Below are 18,308 nucleotides of genomic sequence, written 5' to 3'. Positions count from 1 at the left end.
GGGCTCCGCACCAAGGAACTAGGAGCACCACGATGGCCAAGCCTGTTCTTCGCAAGCCGAAGAAGAAGCAGAACCCGCTGAAGGCAGCGGGCGTCGAGTCGATCGACTACAAGGACGCAGCCCTGCTGCGCAAGTTCATCTCCGACCGCGGCAAGATCCGCGCGCGTCGGGTCACCGGCGTGTCCGTGCAGGAGCAGCGCAAGATCGCGAAGGCCGTGAAGAACGCCCGCGAGATCGCCCTGCTGCCCTACTCGACCTCCGGTCGCTGAGCGAGGAAGGCACACACATGACCACCAAGCTCATCCTCACCAACGAGGTCACCGGCCTCGGCACCGCGGGCGACGTCGTCGACGTCAAGGACGGCTACGCGCGCAACTTCCTGCTGCCGCGCAAGCTCGCCACCCCGTGGACCGACGGCGGCCAGCGCCAGCTCGACCAGATCCGCTCCGCGCGCAGCAAGCGCGCCGTGGCGAGCCTGGAGGAGGCGCAGTCGCTCAAGGCCGTGCTCGAGTCGAAGCCCGTCGTCGTCTCCGAGCGCGCCGGCACCAACGGCCGTCTCTTCGGCGCCGTGACCTCCAAGGAGGTCGCCGACGCCGTGAAGACCGCGTTCGACCGCGACATCGACCGCCGCTCCGTCGAGTTCACGACTCCCATCAAGTCGCTCGGCGAGTACAAGGCGACCGTGCGTCTGCACGAGGACGTCTTCGCGAACCTGGTCGTCCAGGCCGTCGCCGCCAAGGGCGCCGCGAAGTGACCCCCTCCGTCGCGGCCTGAGCCGCGACGTGCGAAGCGCCCCGCCTCCGAGCAATCGGAGGCGGGGCGCTTCACGTGTGCGGGCGGGGTGCGGGGCGCTGGCAGGTGCGGGCGGGACCGCGGCGTCGCCGACCGGCGTATAGCGAGCATGTCTGCCGCATGAGGCAGAGATGTCGCGCATACGCCGTCGCATGACGCGATGCGCGCCCGGGAAGCGCCAGGGGCCCCCGAGGACGACCGTGCCACCCCGTGTGGAGGAGCGGGCGTGCAGACCTCTACCCTGAGCGGATGAATTCCTCCTCCTCCACGCCCCCTCCCAGGGCGTCCGACTCCGCGGGATCGGGCACGGAACCGGCCCCGACGGCCCCCGCCCCGCAGCTCGCACGCTCGCTCGGCCACGGCCAGATCGCCATGATCGCCATGGGATCGGCGCTGGGCACCGGTCTCTTCCTCGGTTCAGGCGAGGCCATCGGCTACGCGGGCCCCGCCGTGATCATCGCGTTCGCCGTCGGCTCGCTCATCGCGGCGACGATCGCGCTCGCGATGGGCGAGATGGCCTCGCGCCACCCGGTGCGCGGCGGCTTCGGCACTCTCGCCGCCCACTACCTCTCCCCGTACTGGGGATACCTCAGCCGCTGGCTGTACTGGATCGTGACGGTCGCGGTGACCGCGACCGAGCTCGTGGCCTGCGCGCTCTACCTCGCCTACTGGTTCCCGGCGATCCCCGTGCCCGTGGGCATCGTGCTGTTCGCGGCGGTCATCCTGGCCATCAACCTCACCACCGTCGGCTCCTTCGGCGCCGTCGAGTTCGTGCTCTCGAGCATCAAGGTGATCGCGGTGGTCGTGTTCATGCTCGTCGGCCTGTTCCTGGTGTTCCTGGGCACGGGCGCGCACCCCGCACCGGGCCTCTCGGGGCTCACGACCGACGGGGGCTTCGCCCCGAACGGCTTGGCGGCGGTCTGGGTCGCCCTCAGCGTGGTGATGTTCAGCTTCGGCGGGATCGAGCTGCTGTCGATCACGGCGGCCGAGGCCAAGGAGCCGGCGCGCTCGATCCGCACCGCGGCCCGCACCACCATCGTGCGCCTGGCCCTGTTCTACGTGGTGAGCATCGGCATCGTCGTCGCGCTGGTGCCGTGGAGGCAGGCGTCGGCGACCGGAGAGGCCGTGGAGACCTCCCCGTTCGTCACCGTCTTCGACTCGATCGGCGTGCCCGCCGCCGCGAGCATCACGAACCTGCTGGTGCTCATCGCCGCCCTCAGCGCGGCCAACGCGAACCTCTACGCGGGAAGCCGCATCATGCACTCGCTCGCGGAGGACCGCCTTGCCCCGCAGGTCTTCTCCCGCGTCACCCGGCGCAGGGTGCCTGCGCCCGCGATCGCCGTGAGCTGCGTGGGGATCCTCGCGGCCGCCGTGCTGCAGATGAGCGGCGTGGCCGCGTTCGGGTACCTGATGAGCGTCGTGGTGTTCGCGGTGCTGCTGGTGTGGATGCTGATCCTCGTGACCTACCTGCGCTTCCGCGCCCGGCGCGTCGAGGGCGCGACCTTCCGGATGCCCGGCGGACGGGTCTCCGCGACCGTCGGGATCATCGGCCTGCTCGCCGTGTTCGCGACCGTGGTGGTGCGCGCAGAGATGACACTCGCCGCGGTCGTCGGCATCATCGCCGTCGCGATCGCGACCGTGCTGTACGTGACGGTGGTGCGCCGGCGCATCGACCTCGCCCACATCGACGACGCCTTCACCGAGGCGGAGCTCGTGCGCGAGCGGCAGGCGGGATCCCGGCGCTGACGTGGGCGCCGGCGTCCCGGCGCCGGAGTGGTGTTGCGCACCCCACGGTCGGCGCGGTTTGGGCCAGCGCCTGCGTACGAGTAGTCTGAGGACACTTCGGTCTCGGTGAGCTGCGACTCCTGGTGCCGGAGACACGCGCGAGTGGCGGAATTGGTAGACGCGCACGGTTCAGGTCCGTGTGCTCGAGAGGGCGTGGGGGTTCGAGTCCCCCCTCGCGCACGTGAGACGAAGGCCCCCGGGAGAGATCCCGGGGGCCTTCTCGCATGCGGGGGATCCTCAGCGCAGAGCGCGGGCCACCAGGAGGGCGCGTCCGGCCTCCGCGGCGGCGACCAGGAGAAGGATTCCGCCCGCGCTCGCGACGGCTTCGGCGCCGACGTGCTCCGCGAGGATCTCGACACCGAGTCGGATCCCGATCACGACAGCCCAGAGGGCTGCTCCCCACCAGCCCGCCCGACTCTCCTGCGAGGGCAGAGGCGCGGTCGACCGACGCCCTCGACCACGAGAGCGGCGGCGCTCGAGCGCCGCACGTGCCTCTCGACTCAGCGGACGGAGCTCCGTGATCCTGCCCGTGAGCATCCCGACCCCGAACGCCGCGAGGCCCCCGAGCAGTGCAAGGACGACGTCCTGGGGCGTGACGGACTCCAGTGCAGAGCGGCGCAGCATCAGGATCCCGATCACGGCGAGCACAGCGGGAGTCCTCCACAGCTCGCCCCGGTGCACCGGGGACCAGCGCGCCTGCTGGACGCAGGAATAGAGGATGAAAGCGACGGCGAGCAGCCCGTCCAGTGCGCCTCTCGCCTCGAGGACCTCTCCGATGATCATGTCGAGCTCCGTCCCTCTCCCCGAGGAGCGTCGGCGACGCCGTGAGCGTGGGAGAGCAGTTAACAACTACAGTGTAGTCGAAACTGTCGTTGTTCGCTGCGGGACGGGCTCAGGCCCTGGTCGGTGGCGGTGCCGCTCCGGGCACTGTCTTCGCTGAGCGCGGAGGGGAGAGGTGGGAGAGTGGTGTGATGACGTCATGTGATCCTGGAACACGGGGACCGGGGCGCCCGGCTCTCGGGCTCGACGCCATCCTCACGGCGGCCGAGGAGATCGTGAGGACACACGGGGCGAAGGAGCTGTCGCTGCGTGCCCTCGCGCAGCATCTCGGATCCAGCACGTCGACTCTCTACCGGTATGTCTCGGGGAAGCAGGAGCTCGTCATGCTCCTCGCGGACCGGGTGATCGCGCACGCGTCCGAGTTCGCCGAGTCGGCCGACGAGCCCTGGGACGAGCGGCTGCGCGCGGGCGTGAGCGCGCTGTACACCGTCGTGCGCGAGAATCCAGGACTCGCTCCGTTCCTCACCGAGGGCATGCCGACGGGACCGGCAGCCATCGACGCGAAGGAGCGCATGATCTCGCTGCTCCTCGAGGCCGGTTTCGAGCCCTCCGTGGCGGCTCGGGCTTCGATCACGCTCGCACGCTTCGCCGTGGGATTCGCCGTCCAGGCGGACCATGAGCCGACAGGCGCCCCGGTGGATCTCACCGCGCATCCCGCGCTTCGCTCGGTGACGCACCACCTGCCGACGCCCATCGAGGAGGAGTTCGACCTGGGCCTGGGCCTGATCATCGAAGGACTGCGGAGCCGTCGCTCCGGCGCGTGCACTTCGTGACCACTGGGACGCCGAATCCTCGTGCCGCGGATCCGCGTCGCGAGACCCGCACGTCGATCCCGTTCAGCCGAGCCCGAAGACCCCGGCCACGAGGTTCACGGCCGCGCCGAGGATGACCAGGCCGAACACGAACGAGACCAGACCGTGGCGCAGCACGATCTTGCGCATGCCGCGGTCCACCGCGCCGGTGTCGGTGACCCCGTAGGTCATGCCCACGGCGTACGCGACGTAGAGGAAGTCCGAGTAGGCGGGCGGTTCGTCGTCGCCGAAGTCGAGGCCGCCTCCGGTGGCGTAGTAGCGGTGGGCGTAGTGGACGGCGTAGGTCTGGTGAACGCACGCCCACGCGCCGAAGACGCCCACCAGGGTGATGACCGCGCCCACGGTGGCCCCGTTGGGGCCCGCGGCGCCCAGGTGCAGGGCGACGACGGTGATCACAGCGAGCGCGGAGGCGCCCGCGGTGAGGGCCTCGTCGGCCGAGGGGCGCAGGTCCTCCCGGCCCACGCTGCGCCGCGTCTGCTCGGCGTCCATCGGCCACAGCGAGAGCCATGAGGTGACCAGGAAGACGGTCTCGCCCACGGTGATCGCGATCATCGTGGCATGCACGCGATCGGTCGCGAGCCAGAGCAGGGCCCCCAGGATGCCGCCCACCACGATCGCGAGCAGCAGGCGCAGGCGCGTGGAGTCCTTCAGCCGGGCCATCAGAAGTCCATCGCGTGCGGCAGCGGTCGGCCGCTGACACGCTGCAGGTGGAAGCGCCGGGCCAGGCGGATCGCGGGGCGGATCGTCATCTGGATCGAGCCAATGAGGAACAGCACGGTGCCCGCCGTCATCATCGAGGCGAAGAAGAAGAAGATCGATCCCACGATGAACCAGATGCCGATCAGGACGTCGTTCGCGATGCTCGCGGCCTCGTAGCGCTGGCTGAGGACGAGCTCGTGATGGCCGATGCGCACGTCCAGGGATTGATCCTCGTGGTGGGCACGAGTCTGCGCGATGCGCGGGGTGTTGTGAGGGGCGTCGTTCTGCATGGTGGGGCCAGCCCTCCTCGGATCGTCGGCTGACGGTACGGCGTGCCGCGACGCTAGCAGAGGCGGAAGGCGGCGACGCGCGGCGCGTGGCCCGCTGCGCGGCGGGTGGCCGCCGGCTGCGCGGCGGGTGGTCACCCGGTCGACGCGGGGTTACGCTCTCTGGCGCCACGCGCCCCCACCCCGGGCGCACCGTCGAAGAAGGCGCCATGGTCGACCGCACGGTCCGCGGGTTCCAGGACATCTCACGCAAGGACGTCGCGGAGGCGGGCGGCAAGGCCGCGAACCTCGGCGAGCTCACGCGGGCGGGCATCCCCGTTCCACCGGGCTTCGTGCTCACCACCGGCGCGTACCGGCGGTTCGTCGAGACCGCGGGCATCCGGGATCGGCTGCTCGATGCGGTCCGGGGCCTCGACCCCGACGACACCGAGGCCGCCGACCGGGCGAGCGCCGAGGTCGGCGCGCTGTTCGCGGGCGCCGAGATCCCCGACGACCTGCGGGCCGCGCTCCTCTCGGCGCGCGAGACGCTGGGCGAGGCACCCGTAGCGGTGCGCTCCTCGGCCACCGCGGAGGACCTCGAGGACGCGAGCTTCGCCGGACAGCAGCAGACGTACCTGCACGTCACCGGCGATGACGCGCTGCTGCGGGCCGTCCGCGACTGCTGGGCCTCCCTGTGGTCAGCCCGGGCGCTCGCCTATCGCGCGCGCCGCGGCATCGACCCCGGCGACGTCGCGCTCGCCGTGGTCGTCCAGGAGATGGTCCCGGCCGACTCGGCGGGCGTCATGTTCACCGCGAACCCGCAGAACGGCAGACGCTCCGAGACCCTCATCAGCGCCGCCTGGGGCCTCGGGGAGGCCGTCGTCTCCGGGCAGGTCGATACCGACGACCTGGTGGTCGACACCCTGCGCCGCCGCGTCGCGTCCCGTTCCACAGCGGACAAGAAGGTCATGGTGGTGCCGGCCGCTCGGGCCGGCGGGACGGGGACGGGCGGGGTCCCGGTCGATGGAGGCACCCGGACGGTCCCCGTCGGCCCCGACGAGCGGCGCGCCCCGGTGCTCGAGGACGCCGCCGTGCTCGATCTCGCCGCCTGGGGCGCACGGATCACCGAGCACTTCGGAGCCCCGCAGGACGTGGAGTGGGCGCGCGCGGGCACCGGCTTCGTCATCACGCAGGCACGGCCCATCGTCGGCCTCCCCGCGCCGGCCGGACCTGCCCCGACGTCCTGGCCCGTGCCCCGTCGCCACGCCGGCTACTTCCGCGCGAGCATCGTCGAGCAGATGCCCGACCCGCTCACGCCGCTGTTCGCGGACTTCACCGCAGCACACGTCATCGAGCAGATGATCGCGACGGTGACCGATGCGAGCGGCAGCCGCGTCTTCCGCGACAAGGGCGTCGAGTTCACGACCATCAACGGCTACGCCTACTACGGGTACACCAACGCCGCGATGGCCGGGATGACGGCCCGGTCCGGGCTGCTCGTGCCCCGTCTGCTGCACGGCGGCGTGGGCGGGCCGCGCTACTGGCGCACGACGGCGCTGCCGCGGTACCGGCGCGTGGTCGAGGAGGAATCCGGGGCGGACGCCCGCTCGTCCGGGGCCGTGGCGCTGCTCGAGAGCGTGGAGCGCCTGGTCTCCGCGGGGTTCGCCTACTACACGTCCGTGCAGACGGTGATCCCGCCCGTGGTGATCGCGGAGTCCGCGCTCACGGCGTTCTGCCGGCGCGTCGCCCGGTCCGGGGACCCGCGCCCGGAGACCCTCCTGTTCGGCTTCGAGAGCGAGCCGATCCGCGCCGAGCAGTCCCTCTACGACCTCGCCGCATGGGCGCGCGAGCACGCGAGCCTCGCCTCGGCCCTCGAGGCCTCCGACGCGGTCCCCGACGAGAGTCCGGAGGGCGTCGACGAGGACGTGTGGGCGCAGTGGCGCGAGCGCTTCGCCGCCCATCTGGCTGCGCACGGCCACGCCACCTACACCCTGGACCTCGCCCAGCCCGTCGCCGCCGACACCCCCGAGCTGCTGTGGGACGTGCTGCGGATGTACCTGCGTGGGGACGGGACGGATCCGCGCGAGCGCCGTGAGAAGGCGGCGCGGGACAGGGAAGAGGGCGTCGCACGGATCTCCGCCCACCTTTCCTCACCGCTGCGCAGGGTGTTCGAGCGTCTGCTGCGTCGTGCCCAGGAGCTTGCGCCCGCCCGCGAGGACGCGCTCGCCGGCATCGGCCTGGGCTGGCCCGCAGCCCGGCGCGCCCTGCGGGAGATCGGCCGCCGCCTCGTCGCAGCGGGCGTGATCGCGCAGGCCGACGACGTGTTTTGGCTGCGCAGGGACGAGCTGCTCGACCTCGCCCGCGCGCTCGACGGCGGCGCGGAGTCCCTGCCCACGCGCGCGGGGATCGCCGACGACCGCCGGGTGATCTGGCGCGGCCAGAAGCTCGCGACGCCCCCGCAGCTGCTGCCCGAGCGCTCGATCTGGCACGGCTTCGACCGCTGGATGCCGTCGGTCGGAGAGGGCGGAGGAGGCACCGAGGAGGAAGGCGTCGTGCTCACGGGCATCGGCGGCAGCGGCGGGACGGTCACCGCGCCCGTCCATGTGCTCTTCGGACCCGGCGAGTTCCGCGACTTCCGACCCGGCGAGATCCTGGTCGCCGCGATCACCACCCCGGCATGGACGCCGCTGTTCGCCATGGCCGCGGGTGTGACCACCGACGTGGGCGGGCCGCTCAGCCACAGCTCGATCGTCGCGCGCGAGTACGGCATCCCCGCCGTGCTCGGGACCGGCACGGCCACCCATCGCCTGCGCACCGGGCAGCGCGTGAGGATCGACGGCGGCGCCGGGACCGTGCGGGTGGTTGAGGAGGGGGAGGGCCAGGAGTAGGGGCGAGGCGAGAGGCGAGGTGACGAGCGAGGCGAGGTGTCGGACGCGCCGGGAAGGGGTCCGCTGCGACCCCGTGACGCGCGAGTCCCGTTGAGCGCCCGCGTCCGCGCATGCGAACATTGCGGCTACCGGGTCGTTCTGGGGCCACATCACGACCGTTCCCCAGCACTGTAAGGGCGTCGGGCGCCGGATCGGGCCCGACGGACGGGGCTCAGGCCTCCGTGCGAGCGGCGCGGGCGCGGGCGCGCCGGGCGACGGCGGAGAGCCCGCCGGCGAGGACCGCGACCAGGGCCGCGAGCGCGACCACTGCGAGCACGAGGCCCACGAAGAAGTCGTTCGTGGTGCCGACCGACCAGTCGGCCCCGCGCTTCTGGGTGTCGGTGAGGAACGGCGCGAGCATCATCCACAGGCCGCTCAGGGTGAGCAGCCCCAGGATGCCCATGCCGACCTTGTCGAGCACGCTGATCGGCTCGGCCTTCACGGCGGAGACGGACTCGGCGCGGTCGACCGAGCCGGCGGTGCCGGTTGAGCCGGTCGAACCGGTCGAGCTGGCGGAACCGGCCGCGTCGGCGGTCTGTGGTGCGGCCTGCGGTGCGGCGGTCTGGGCGTGCGAGCCCGTGCCGGCGGGGGCGGTGTGCGAGATCTGGGTCATCAGGATTCTCCTTGAGGCGAGAATGCGCTGGCTGCGTGCGCGGGAAGCGCGCGCCGGAGCGCTGGATACGGGGGAGCGCTCAGCGCTCGGCGGGGACGGCGGCCTGGGCACCGGTGTCGGTGCCGGCGGCGGCGCGGCCGTACTCGCGGTGGTGCGGCGTCTCCGCGGCGGCGGAGGCGGTGTGCTCCTCGCGCTCGATGTCGCGGGCCAGGGCCGCGATCAGCGGCTCGAGCATCGCATCCATCTCACGGGAGCGCTCCGAGGCGGGGGCCGCCGGGGCGCCCTGCTGCGCGTAGCCCTGCTGCGGGAAGGACTGCTGACCGTACTGCTGCTGTCCGTACTGCTGGGCGGGGTCCTGCTGCCCGTACTGCGCCTGCTGGGGCGCGGGGCGCGGGGTGACGAATCCTGCCTGGACCATGTGCTTGCGGAGCGCGGCCGCGAACACGATCACGCCGATCAGGCCGACGAGGGCCAGCGGGAGGCCGGTCCAGACGTCGGTGAGGGTCGCGTCGGTCCAGTCGGCGTCCTTCTTCTGGAAGCCCAGGGCGAAGGGGGAGAGCACGAGCCAGAGACCGGCCATCATGGCGAGGAGCGTGGCGATCGCTCCGATCAGTCGACGAGTCATCAGAACTGTCCTTTCGGGGGCCGTCCCGGATGGGACGGCGAGGTGTGTCGAGTGCCGCTCAGGACTGGGCGGCGAGGTGCGGGGACATGAGGGGCGCGCTGCCGTCGGCCCGGTGGGGGTCGTGGCTCTCGTGCTCGTGCCCGGGATCGGCCGCATCGGTGCCGTCGAGGTCGGCGGCGTGCGGCGCGCGGTGGCGGCCCCGGGAGGGGTCGGCGGCGTCGACGTCGGCCCCGGCCCCGCGCAGCAGGGCGATGGCCGCCGGCGTGACCAGCGAGCGCACGGCGAAGTCGGCGCGCTCGGCGGTGCTGCCGGGTCGGTCCCCGGCGAGGTGGGCGAGGGCCCGCGTGAGCGCGGAGTCCTCGTCGGCCCGGTGGGCGCGCTGGATGATGAGGGAGAGCACGAGACCCAGCCGCAGATCGTCCTCGCGCTCGGTGCGGGCCGCGAGCGCGGCGCCGCCGGCCGGGAGGCCGTTCGTCGGCGCACCGGTCGCGGGGAACCCGGTTCCGGGAGCGTTCGCCGTGCCGGCCTCGCCCTCGGTCATCCCGGAGGCGCCCACGGTCGTGGCCAGCGGGACCTCCTTGATGAAGAAGACGATCACGAAGGCGACGCCCAGCAGCGGCACCAGCCACAGGAAGATCGGGGTGAGGGCGTCGGTGTAGGCGCCCACGACGATGTCCTGGATCTGCTGGGGCAGCTTGTCCACGACGGCCGGCGTCAGGGAGTTGGTGTCCCCGCTGCCGCCCATCTGCTGGGCCGCCTGCGCGGGCATGCGCTCGCTGAGCAGGTCCGTCAGCCGGCTCGTGAACACCGAGCCTACGATGGCCGAGCCCAGGGAGGCGCCGATCTGCCGGAAGAAGTTGTTCGAGGCGGTCGCGGTGCCGACCTCGGCGGCGGGGAACGTGTTCTGCACGATCAGCACGAGGTTCTGCATGCCGATGCCCAAGCCCGCGCCGAGCACGAACATGTGGGACATGATCACCCAGGTCGCGGTGTCGGTCGTCATGGTGGACAGCAGGAACACGCCGAGCGCGGCGACCAGCATCGAGAGGATCGGCGCCCACTTGTAGCGGCCGGTCCGCGAGACGATCTGGCCCGAGGCGATCGAGGTGATCAGCAGCCCGCCGACCATCGGCAGCAGCATCAGACCGGACTCCGTGGCGGAGACGCCGGTGGACATCTGCAGGTAGGTGGGCATGTAGCCGATCGCGCCGAACATCGCGATCGCGATCACCAGGGCGGCGATCGTGGTGAGCACGAAGTTGCGCTTGCGGAACAGGTGCAGCGGGATGATCGGCTCGGGGGCGTAGCGCTCGGCGAGCACGAACAGCGCGCCGAACACGACGGTCGCGACGAACAGCAGGATGATCTGCCAGGAGCCCCACTCGTAGGTGTTGCCGCCCCACGAGGTCGCGAGGATCAGCGAGGTCACGGCGATCGCCATGGTGAGGATGCCGAACACGTCCAGGCGGGCGCGCTGCGACTTCTTGGGCAGCTTCAGGAAGAACACGGCGGCCAGGATCGCGATCGCGCCCAGCGGGATGTTCAGCCAGAAGCCCCAGCGCCAGCTGAGCGACTCGGTGAACCAGCCGCCCAGCAGCGGGCCCACCACGGAGGACAGCCCGAACACGGCGCCCATGACGCCCATGTACTTGCCGCGCTCACGGGCGGGGACGACGTCGGCGATGATCGCCTGGGCGAGCAGCATGAGCCCGCCGCCGCCGATGCCCTGGATGGCGCGGCCGGTGATGAGCACGCCCATGTTGCCGGCGACGGCGCCCACGAGGGAGCCGGCGACGAACACGGACAGTGCGAAGATCAGCAGGGGCTTGCGGCCGATGAGGTCGCCGAGCTTGCCGTAGATCGGCATCATGATCGTCGAGGCCAGCAGATACGCCGTGGTCACCCACAGCATCTGGTCGACGCCGTCGAGGTCGCCCACGATCGTGGGCAGGGCGGTGGAGAAGATGGTCTGGTCGAGGGCCGCGATGAACATCGCGATGAGAAGGCCCGCGAACAGCGGGACGAGTCTGGTGGACGGAGCCGTGCCGGAGGACGCGGACGGAGCGGCGGGCTGCCCGTGCGCTCCGCGCGCCGCGGGGGCTGCGGTCTGGGTGGCGGTCATAGCTCTGCTTCCTGGATGAGGGTCAACGTGTCGAGGAGCGACTCCATGAGCTCGCGGTCCTCGATGTCGGGGTTCTCGACGGTGATCTGGATGGCGTAGCGGGCGATCCCCCACCACATGGCGACGATGAAGCCCGTCTGCCGGGTGATGAGCGCTTCGACCGCCGGATCGGCTGCGGGAACGCCTGCGCCGTCGGGGTCGGGCCCGGCGTCGGAGGCGGCGCCGCCCCGTCCGGGGGGTGTGCCCGAGGCGTTGTAGCGCTTGCGGATCCTGCGGGCGACCAGGTCCTCGAGATCGCGGTTCTTCGCGGCGACCTTGTCAGCCATCGCCTTGGCGAGGGTCATGTCGCTGCGGATCAGCTCGAGGCGGGCTCGCCAGATGTTCTGGTCCACGTCGTGCGGCTTGGTGGTCATCATCGCCAGGAGCATGCGGACGAGATCGGCGAGGATGCTGCCGCGCGGGCCGTCGACGAACGCTTCCTGGAGATGCTCGGGCAGTGGGCCGGGATCGCGGCCGACGACGACCGCCTCCTTCGACCCGAAGTAATTGAAGAACGTCCGCCGGGAGACGTCCGCGCTCCCGCAGATCATCTCCACGGTGACGTCGTCGAAACCGTGCTCGAGCATGAGCTCGAGGGCGGCGCGCTCGATGCGTCGGCGCAGCTCCTCGCGCTTGCGCTCGCGCAGCCCGGGCTTCTTCGTGGCGGCCGATCCGTCCGCGGTCGCCTCCGCGTCGCGCGGGGTCTGGGTGTCTGTCGGGGACATCGCACCTCTCCTGATGGTTCCGTGGGCCGGCCGACGGGGATCGGGGTCCGCGGATCCTGCGCTGAGCGGGTTCCGGCGGCTCGGGAGTCCGTCGTCCGACGACGTGCACCAGAATATGCACCGAGTGCACGTTTGCATAGAGTGCACGGTGTCTGCTGAGTCACGGGAGGGCGCAGGACCGAGCGGTGCGTGCGGTGCGTGCGGGGTCGCGGACACAGCGATCCCCGCGGCCCATGGGGGTGCCGCGGGGATCGCGTGGTGCCGTCGGAGGTCTTCGTGGGTCCGGAGACCCGCCGAGGAGGACGCCTGCTCGGGAGCGGGGCCTCTGAGGAGTAGTCACGCAGGAGTTCTGGCGCGGGGCCTCTGGCGTGGGGCCGCTCAGGAGGGATAGCCGCCGGCCCGCAGGTCCTCGAGCAGGCTGGGGCGAGTGGGCTCCCAGCCCAGGGCCGAGCGGGTCCCCCGGCTGCTCGCCGGCTGGTCCAGGGCGAAGATCTGGCCCAGGAACCCGAAGGTCTCCGCGTCGACGGACCGCACGGGGAGATCGAGGGCCTCGCCGATCGCGGCGGCGATGTCCCGCATGGTGTCGCCCTCGTCGGCCACGGCCTGCGCCTGGAATCCGGCCTCGGCGCGCTCGAGGCCGAGGCGGAAGAGCCGGGCGGCATCCTTCACGTGCACCGCGGGCCAGCGCTGGCCGCCGTCGCCGACGAACCCAGAGACGCCGCTGCGCTGGGCCGCCTGGATGAGCATGGAGGCGAAGCCGTAGCGGACGTGCGCCTGGTGCACCGAGCGCGGCAGTCGGACCGCGACGGGCCGCACGCCGTGCGCGGCGAGGTCCATCACGTACTGGGCGGTGCGTGCGCGGGCCGCCATCGGCCCCTCGGCGAGGTAGGGGTCGTCCTCGGTGGACGTGCGGCCGGGGATCGCGGGCGTGCCCGAGGCGATCACGAAGGCCGAGCCCTCGTGCGCAGCGGGGGCGGCGCCTCGGGTGCGCTCGGCCAACGCCTCGCCCATGGCGTGCACGGCGCGCGACTCCTCCTCGACGCCGGCCTCGACCGCGGTGAAGTCGTTGCTGAAGGCGAGGTGCACGACGGAATCGGTCGCCGCGACCCCGCGGCGCAGAGCGTCGAGGTCCGTGAGATCGCCGGGGAGGGAGGAGGCTCCGAGCTCCTGGAGCCGAGCGGCCGAGCGCTCGGAGCGCGCGAGGCCGACCACCTCGTGCCCTGCGCTGATCAGCTCGGGGACGACGGCGGATCCGATGAACCCGGTGGCGCCGGTGACGAAGACCTTCATGGTGAGTCCTCTCGAGGATGCCGCCTGATGCGACATGTGTGCCGTCACCGTACACCTGATGGGACTGGTGTCGCATCGGTTGATGGAACAGGTGATGGTCAGCGGTCCACATCGCTGCTGCCAGCAGGAATGGTGGTCACGGGATGGTCGTCCCATGGCTCGGGCCGCCGACGGGCGCGATCAACGGCCGGGCGGTAGAGTCCCCTTCCATGCCCCGCTGGAAGCCCGATGCACGAGAGCGCCTGGTCGCTGCCGCGATCCGCCTGTTCTCGGAGCAGGGATACGACGCGACCACCGTGGCGCAGATCGCCGAGGCCGCGGACCTCACCCGCAGCACGTTCTTCCGCCACTTCGGCGACAAGCGCGACGTGCTCGCGGCCGGGCAGGAGTCCCTCTCGCAGCTGCTGCGCGAGGGGGTCGCGGCGGCGCCCGACGATGCCTCGCCGCTGACCGCGGTCGAGTCCGGACTGCTCCGCGCGAGCGAGGCTATGACCCCGGAGCGCCGGGAGATGGGTCCGAGGATGCGCGCGGTGATCGCGGCGAGCGCCGAGCTGCGCGAGCGCGACCAGCTCAAGCACGTGGGACTCGCGGCCGAGACCGCGCGTGCGCTCGAGGAGCGCGGCATCGCTCCCCGCACGGCCGCGCTCGCCGCGGAGATCGGACTGCTCGCCTTCAAGAACGCGTACGCGACCTGGACCGACGGCGACGGCAGCACGTCCTTCGCCGACGAGCTGTGCGACGAGCTCGACGCCCTGCGCGCGACGCTCCCCGACGTCGGCTGAATCGGCACGGCTGAACCGGAACGGATGAATCAGGAGCAGTCCATGAGCAGGCCCAACCCCTTCGGCTTCCCGCCCGTCGAGCGCATCGGCGAGGGACCCGCGCGGATCGACGAGAGCGCGGTGCGCTTCTTCCCGCACGCGCCGGGTCCGCAGGATCGCGTGGTGCTCCTCCTGCACGGACTGGGCAGCAACGAGCAGGATCTGCTGTCCCTCGCGCCGATGCTGCCGGGCGGGGTGGTCTATGCGTCGCTGCGGGGAGTCCTCGCCTGCGGGCCGGGCTTCGGCTGGCTGGCCCCGCCGCCGCTCGGCGCGGACGACCTCGGCCTGCTCGAGGAGTCCGCCGCGGCGCTCGAGGACTGGGCCTCGCGCGCGGTGCCGGGGCGGATCGTCGGCGCGATCGGCTTCTCGCAGGGCGCCGTGCTGTCCTTGCAGCTGCTGCGCCGCGATGCCGAGACCCTCGACTGGGTGGTCGTGCTCTCGGGAGCGCCGTTCCCGGCGGACCTTCCGGGCGACGCCGCGCTCGCCGAGCGGGGCGTGCCCGCGCTCTGGGGCCACGGCGGACAGGATCCGCTGTTCGACCCGTCGATGGAGGCGCAGGTCAGGGACTGGTTGCGTCGTCATACGCGGCTCACCGAGGAGCTCTCGCCGAGCCTCGGTCACGGCATCGACGAGCAGATCCTCGACGCGGTGGCTGCGTTCGTCCGTGCCCGCCTCACGGAGGGCACGAGAAGCTGAGCAGCGAGGATGCAGGGCTTCAGCCGCTGATCTTCAGGCCGATCACGCCGCCGATGATCATCGCCAGGAACAGCACCTTCATCACCGAGACCGCCTCGGCGCCCGTGACCATCGCGAAGAGCACGGTGACGGTCGCGCCGATTCCCACCCACACCGCGTAGGCGGTGCCCGTGGGCAGGTCGCGCATCGCGAAGGCGAGGCCGGCCATGCTCAGCACCAGTCCCACGGCGAAGACGATGGACGGGGTGAGCCTGCTGAAGCCCTCCGAGCGACCCAGGGCGGTGGCCCACACGGCTTCCATCAGGCCCGAAAGCACGAGAACGATCCACGACATGTCAGCCTCCTGCGGCCGTCTTGTCGCTGTCCGGGTACGGCACCCTCGTCCGGGGACCCTGTCGTCGGATCCGTTCTCACGGTCGCACGCGCGAGGGGCCGCGGCAAGGACAGATGGGTCACCAGGTCACCAGGTCACCAGGTCACCGGGTCTCCACGTCACCGAGCCCAGGGGCGGGGAGTGCGGCTGCGCCGGTTCTCCGCTGGGCCGGGTGCGGCGCTCAGCTCGGCTCCCAGGCCAGCACTTCGTCCCGCAGCTCCGTCACGGTGCGGGCGGCGTCCAGGCGCAGGATCGGCTGGCTCCGGGCGGCGAGCCAGGTCTCGTGCTGGTGGCGGCTCCGTCCCGTGAACGACGGGTCGTCGTAGGAGCGGGCCCAGTCGCGGAAGTCCCGCCAGGCGTCGTCGTCCATCGCCCCGCCCTCGCGGCGCCGGGACTCGCGCTCGCGCAGGCGTGACATGCGCACGTCGGGGTCGAGGGTGAGGAACACGATCGCGCTGCACGTCTCCACGATCTGCTCTCCCCACCCGGTCATCGCCCCGGAGAGCACCCAGGCGTCGCGGGGCGCGAACATCTGGTCCATGAGGGCCAGGCGCTCGGCCGGTGTGCGCTTGATGGTGAACGGCGGGTCGGTGGGCACCCAGAAGTAGTCGTCGGCGTCGGCGTGGGGGACGGACCAGGCGTCGGCCACGGCGCGGCCCAGTGTCGTGGTCCCCGAGCCGCTCGCGCCGAGGACGTGGAGGCGGCAGCGGTGCATGGGGCCAGTCTCCCGTACCTCGGCGCCACCGTCTGCGAGGATCGTCGGACGACGACATGAGGCGGTGGCCGCGGTGGACCGGATCCGGACGCGAGCGGTGATCCTCGACCTCGACGACACGCTGTTCGACCATCGGACCTCGGCCCGGGCCGGCCTGGCGCACCTGGTCCAGGAGCTGGGAGGATCCCCGAGCGACGAGATCGCGGACGCCTGGGAGGCCACCGCCGCCCACCTCATGGCACGACGACGGGAAGGCGAGCTCGACTGCGCGGAGTACCGCCGCGAGCGCGTCCGGCACCTCGTGGACGATCTTCGGATCGACGATCCCCGTCGACCTGACGGTCCTCGCCCCGAGAGCGACCCGCACCGGCTCGCCGATGCGGAGTGCGACGCGCTCTACGACCGCTTCCTCACCCTGTACGAGCAGGAGTGGAGGGCGTTCGACGACGTCCTGCCGACGCTTCGCGCACTCGCTGACCTGCGGATCCCGGTCGCGGTGCTCACCAACGGGCCGGAGCGGCGTCAGCAGAAGAAGATGAGGGACCTCGGGCTGCGGGACCTCGTCGTGGGCGTCTGGACGAGCGAGGGGATCGGGGCGGCGAAGCCCGATCCGGCCAGCTATCTCACGGTCTGCGCGGCGTTCGGGCTCGAGCCGGCCGACGTGCTCCACGTCGGCGACAATCCGGATCACGACCTCCGCGGCGCGCAGGAGGCGGGACTGCGAGCGCTGCACCTGGATCGTCGCGGCGAAGCCGGCGTCGGCGGGGCCGACGCCGGCGGGACTCGCATCCGCTTGCTGGGCGAGCTGCTCGACCACCTGTGATCCGACCCTGACGCACGACCCCTGGGGGCTCCGGTGGGCTGCGCGCTCCGGTCCGTGGGATCCTCGAGGACGGACGATCCGCCCCATCGCCCTGCGGGCGGACGACGAACGACAGGAGCGCACCCGTGACCGACACCCCCGCCCACGACCACACGCGACCGCAGGTCATCGACAAGATCGACGAGGCCCTGCACGAGGCGCCCGAACGCTTCCCCTTCGTGGTCGTTGTCGGCGACGAGGACATGCACGTGCTCGCCGCTCCCGACGCGAGCAGCGACGAGCTCGGCACGGCGCGGGCGGCGCTCACGCACCTGCTCGAGCACTGGGAGCAGGTCGTCCAGCCCGCCGAGTGAGCGTCGGCATCCCGGCACCCTCGGATCCTGGCGCTACGCTCGCTCGGAGGAACGACCGCAGGTGCGGTGGGCACCGCAGGAAAGAGGGACGCATGACGGAGCGGCAGGACGCCGAGAGCGGGACCACGCAAGGGGCGACGGAGGACCGGAGCCAGACCTCGAAGGCGTCCATCACCGACGGGCCGGAGTGGATGCACGACAAGGAGTTCCTCCTCCGTGCCGGTCAGGAACTGCTGGTCTCCCTCGGGGTCGACAGCTCGTGGGTGGACCGGTTGCCCGGTCTCGAAGGCCCGATCGAGCAGCTCCAGGAGCTCCAGGGCGAGGTCGACGCCGAGCACGGCCGGCCCGGATCCGATGCGGAGTCCGAGGACGGTCGGAACGAGGGCGAGGCGCCCTCGATCGACGAGTACTCGCCCCAGCAGCGGCAGCGCCTGAACGCGCTCATCGACGAGATCCTGCCGATCGTGCTTCCCGTCGCCCGCCAGACGATGGACCGTCTGGACGAGCGCGGCATCCGCCCGGAGATCGCCGGCGGCAGCGCGCCCGCACTGCGCGCCGCCCTGCAGGACGTCGAGAGCTTGTACGAGTCGGGCTCGTGGCGCACAGCGAACGGCGAGACCCTCGACGGATACCTCCGCTGGTTCACCGACGAGCACAGTGCGCTCGGGGTCGAGGCGGTGCCGCCCACGCGAGCCGAGATCCGCACCATCGTCACGGTCGTGCGGGGCATGCCACGGGCCACCGTGCGCAGGATCGCGAAGTTCCGCGGCCGCCTGTACCTGGGGATCGTGGCGCGGATCCTGCTCCGCCTCCTCCGTCACGATTCCGCGCAGGGCACGGCGGACGCGGCGAGCGGCACCTCGCAGCACGCCGTCTCGCAGCACGGCACCCCGCAGCATCAGTCGCAGGAGTAGACCCGGGGGCGAGCGGTCGGGTCGGTAGCGGGCTGACCGGACGCGAGCGGCGGCGGTCTACGGTCCGGTCGGAGCCCG

The 18,308-nt window shown here is 71.9% G+C and carries 20 protein-coding genes, 1 tRNA gene and 1 riboswitch; of the genes, 11 read left to right on the top strand and 10 right to left on the bottom strand.

Annotated elements, in window-relative coordinates; all coding sequences use genetic code 11:
- Positions 1-32: 32 nt before the first annotated feature.
- The 4 genes from rpsR to I8D64_RS08050 all read left to right on the top strand — a co-directional run bounded on the left by rpsR (position 33) and on the right by I8D64_RS08050 (position 2,757).
- A complete protein-coding gene (gene rpsR, locus I8D64_RS08065; protein WP_152353950.1) occupies positions 33-269 on the top strand; it encodes a 30S ribosomal protein S18 in 237 nt (78 codons plus the stop codon).
- 17 nt (positions 270-286) lie between these two features.
- Positions 287-754 (top strand): 50S ribosomal protein L9, encoded by a 468-nt coding sequence (rplI, locus tag I8D64_RS08060; RefSeq protein ID WP_152353949.1) that lies wholly within the window; start codon positions 287-289, stop codon positions 752-754.
- Positions 755-1,041: 287 nt separating this feature from the next.
- Positions 1,042-2,538 carry an amino acid permease gene (locus I8D64_RS08055; protein ID WP_200501974.1) on the top strand — a complete coding sequence of 499 codons (1,497 nt, stop codon included), beginning with the start codon at positions 1,042-1,044 and terminating at the stop codon, positions 2,536-2,538.
- A 135-nt stretch (positions 2,539-2,673) separates the two neighbouring features.
- A tRNA-Leu gene (locus tag I8D64_RS08050) sits at positions 2,674-2,757 on the top strand.
- A 57-nt stretch (positions 2,758-2,814) separates the two neighbouring features.
- Here I8D64_RS08050 and I8D64_RS08045 read toward each other — a convergent pair.
- On the bottom strand, positions 2,815-3,360 hold the full coding sequence (locus tag I8D64_RS08045; RefSeq protein WP_200501973.1) for a hypothetical protein: 546 nt from the start codon (positions 3,358-3,360) through the stop codon (positions 2,815-2,817).
- Positions 3,361-3,548: 188 nt separating this feature from the next.
- Here I8D64_RS08045 and I8D64_RS08040 point away from each other — a divergent pair, with 188 nt between their 5' ends.
- A complete protein-coding gene (locus I8D64_RS08040; RefSeq protein WP_246482847.1) occupies positions 3,549-4,190 on the top strand; it encodes a TetR/AcrR family transcriptional regulator in 642 nt (213 codons plus the stop codon).
- 63 nt (positions 4,191-4,253) lie between these two features.
- Here the strand turns inward: I8D64_RS08040 and I8D64_RS08035 are convergent, their stop codons facing one another.
- Complete coding sequence (locus I8D64_RS08035) at positions 4,254-4,889, bottom strand: DUF1345 domain-containing protein (protein ID WP_200501971.1); 636 nt, start codon at positions 4,887-4,889, stop codon at positions 4,254-4,256.
- On the bottom strand, positions 4,889-5,218 hold the full coding sequence (locus I8D64_RS08030; protein WP_200501970.1) for a YrhK family protein: 330 nt from the start codon (positions 5,216-5,218) through the stop codon (positions 4,889-4,891). The genes I8D64_RS08035 and I8D64_RS08030 overlap by 1 nt, the downstream gene beginning before the upstream one ends.
- A 206-nt stretch (positions 5,219-5,424) precedes the next feature.
- Here I8D64_RS08030 and I8D64_RS08025 point away from each other — a divergent pair, with 206 nt between their 5' ends.
- Positions 5,425-8,082: a PEP/pyruvate-binding domain-containing protein gene (locus tag I8D64_RS08025; protein WP_200501969.1), complete on the top strand. Its 2,658-nt coding sequence runs from the start codon at positions 5,425-5,427 to the stop codon at positions 8,080-8,082.
- A gap of 211 nt (positions 8,083-8,293) precedes the next feature.
- On the opposite strand, the gene I8D64_RS08020 is transcribed toward I8D64_RS08025, so the two are convergent.
- The 5 genes from I8D64_RS08020 to I8D64_RS08000 all read right to left on the bottom strand — a co-directional run bounded on the left by I8D64_RS08020 (position 8,294) and on the right by I8D64_RS08000 (position 13,535).
- A complete protein-coding gene (locus I8D64_RS08020; protein ID WP_200501968.1) occupies positions 8,294-8,734 on the bottom strand; it encodes a hypothetical protein in 441 nt (146 codons plus the stop codon).
- A gap of 79 nt (positions 8,735-8,813) precedes the next feature.
- The gene (locus I8D64_RS08015) at positions 8,814-9,359 is read right to left on the bottom strand and encodes a hypothetical protein (protein WP_200501967.1); all 546 of its coding nucleotides are present in this window, start codon (positions 9,357-9,359) and stop codon (positions 8,814-8,816) included.
- Between the two features lie 58 nt (positions 9,360-9,417).
- Positions 9,418-11,481: an MDR family MFS transporter gene (locus tag I8D64_RS08010; RefSeq protein ID WP_200501966.1), complete on the bottom strand. Its 2,064-nt coding sequence runs from the start codon at positions 11,479-11,481 to the stop codon at positions 9,418-9,420.
- Positions 11,478-12,245 (bottom strand): TetR family transcriptional regulator, encoded by a 768-nt coding sequence (locus I8D64_RS08005; protein ID WP_200501965.1) that lies wholly within the window; start codon positions 12,243-12,245, stop codon positions 11,478-11,480. Before I8D64_RS08005 ends, I8D64_RS08010 begins: the two co-directional genes overlap by 4 nt.
- 378 nt (positions 12,246-12,623) lie before the next feature.
- Positions 12,624-13,535 (bottom strand): SDR family oxidoreductase, encoded by a 912-nt coding sequence (locus I8D64_RS08000; protein WP_200501964.1) that lies wholly within the window; start codon positions 13,533-13,535, stop codon positions 12,624-12,626.
- Between the two features lie 209 nt (positions 13,536-13,744).
- On the opposite strand from I8D64_RS08000, the gene I8D64_RS07995 reads away from it, so the two are divergent.
- Together I8D64_RS07995 and I8D64_RS07990 are read left to right on the top strand one after the other, a co-directional pair.
- Entirely contained in the window at positions 13,745-14,317 is a 573-nt protein-coding gene (locus tag I8D64_RS07995; protein ID WP_200501963.1) for a TetR/AcrR family transcriptional regulator, read from the top strand.
- A gap of 42 nt (positions 14,318-14,359) precedes the next feature.
- Positions 14,360-15,052: an alpha/beta hydrolase gene (locus tag I8D64_RS07990; RefSeq protein ID WP_200501962.1), complete on the top strand. Its 693-nt coding sequence runs from the start codon at positions 14,360-14,362 to the stop codon at positions 15,050-15,052.
- Between the two features lie 19 nt (positions 15,053-15,071).
- Here the strand turns inward: I8D64_RS07990 and I8D64_RS07985 are convergent, their stop codons facing one another.
- Positions 15,072-15,386: a DMT family transporter gene (locus I8D64_RS07985; RefSeq protein WP_200501961.1), complete on the bottom strand. Its 315-nt coding sequence runs from the start codon at positions 15,384-15,386 to the stop codon at positions 15,072-15,074.
- Positions 15,387-15,394: 8 nt separating this feature from the next.
- Positions 15,395-15,461: riboswitch (guanidine-III (ykkC-III) riboswitch) on the bottom strand.
- 145 nt (positions 15,462-15,606) lie between these two features.
- Complete coding sequence (locus tag I8D64_RS07980) at positions 15,607-16,140, bottom strand: P-loop NTPase family protein (protein WP_200501960.1); 534 nt, start codon at positions 16,138-16,140, stop codon at positions 15,607-15,609.
- Positions 16,141-16,213: 73 nt separating this feature from the next.
- Between I8D64_RS07980 and I8D64_RS07975 the strand changes: the two genes are divergently transcribed.
- The 3 genes from I8D64_RS07975 (at position 16,214) to I8D64_RS07965 (ending at position 18,230) form a co-directional block, all read left to right on the top strand.
- Positions 16,214-16,963 (top strand): HAD-IA family hydrolase, encoded by a 750-nt coding sequence (locus I8D64_RS07975; protein ID WP_200501959.1) that lies wholly within the window; start codon positions 16,214-16,216, stop codon positions 16,961-16,963.
- 125 nt (positions 16,964-17,088) lie between these two features.
- Entirely contained in the window at positions 17,089-17,316 is a 228-nt protein-coding gene (locus tag I8D64_RS07970; RefSeq protein WP_200501958.1) for a hypothetical protein, read from the top strand.
- A gap of 92 nt (positions 17,317-17,408) precedes the next feature.
- A complete protein-coding gene (locus I8D64_RS07965; RefSeq protein WP_200501957.1) occupies positions 17,409-18,230 on the top strand; it encodes a hypothetical protein in 822 nt (273 codons plus the stop codon).
- The last annotated feature ends 78 nt before the right edge of the window (positions 18,231-18,308 follow it).

Origin of the sequence: Brachybacterium halotolerans (assembly GCF_016623465.1) — a bacterium.
Taxonomy (GTDB): Bacteria; Actinomycetota; Actinomycetes; order Actinomycetales; family Dermabacteraceae; genus Brachybacterium; species Brachybacterium halotolerans.
The sequence above is the reverse complement of the archived record's forward strand: the minus strand, read 5'-3'. Positions and strand labels throughout refer to the sequence as shown.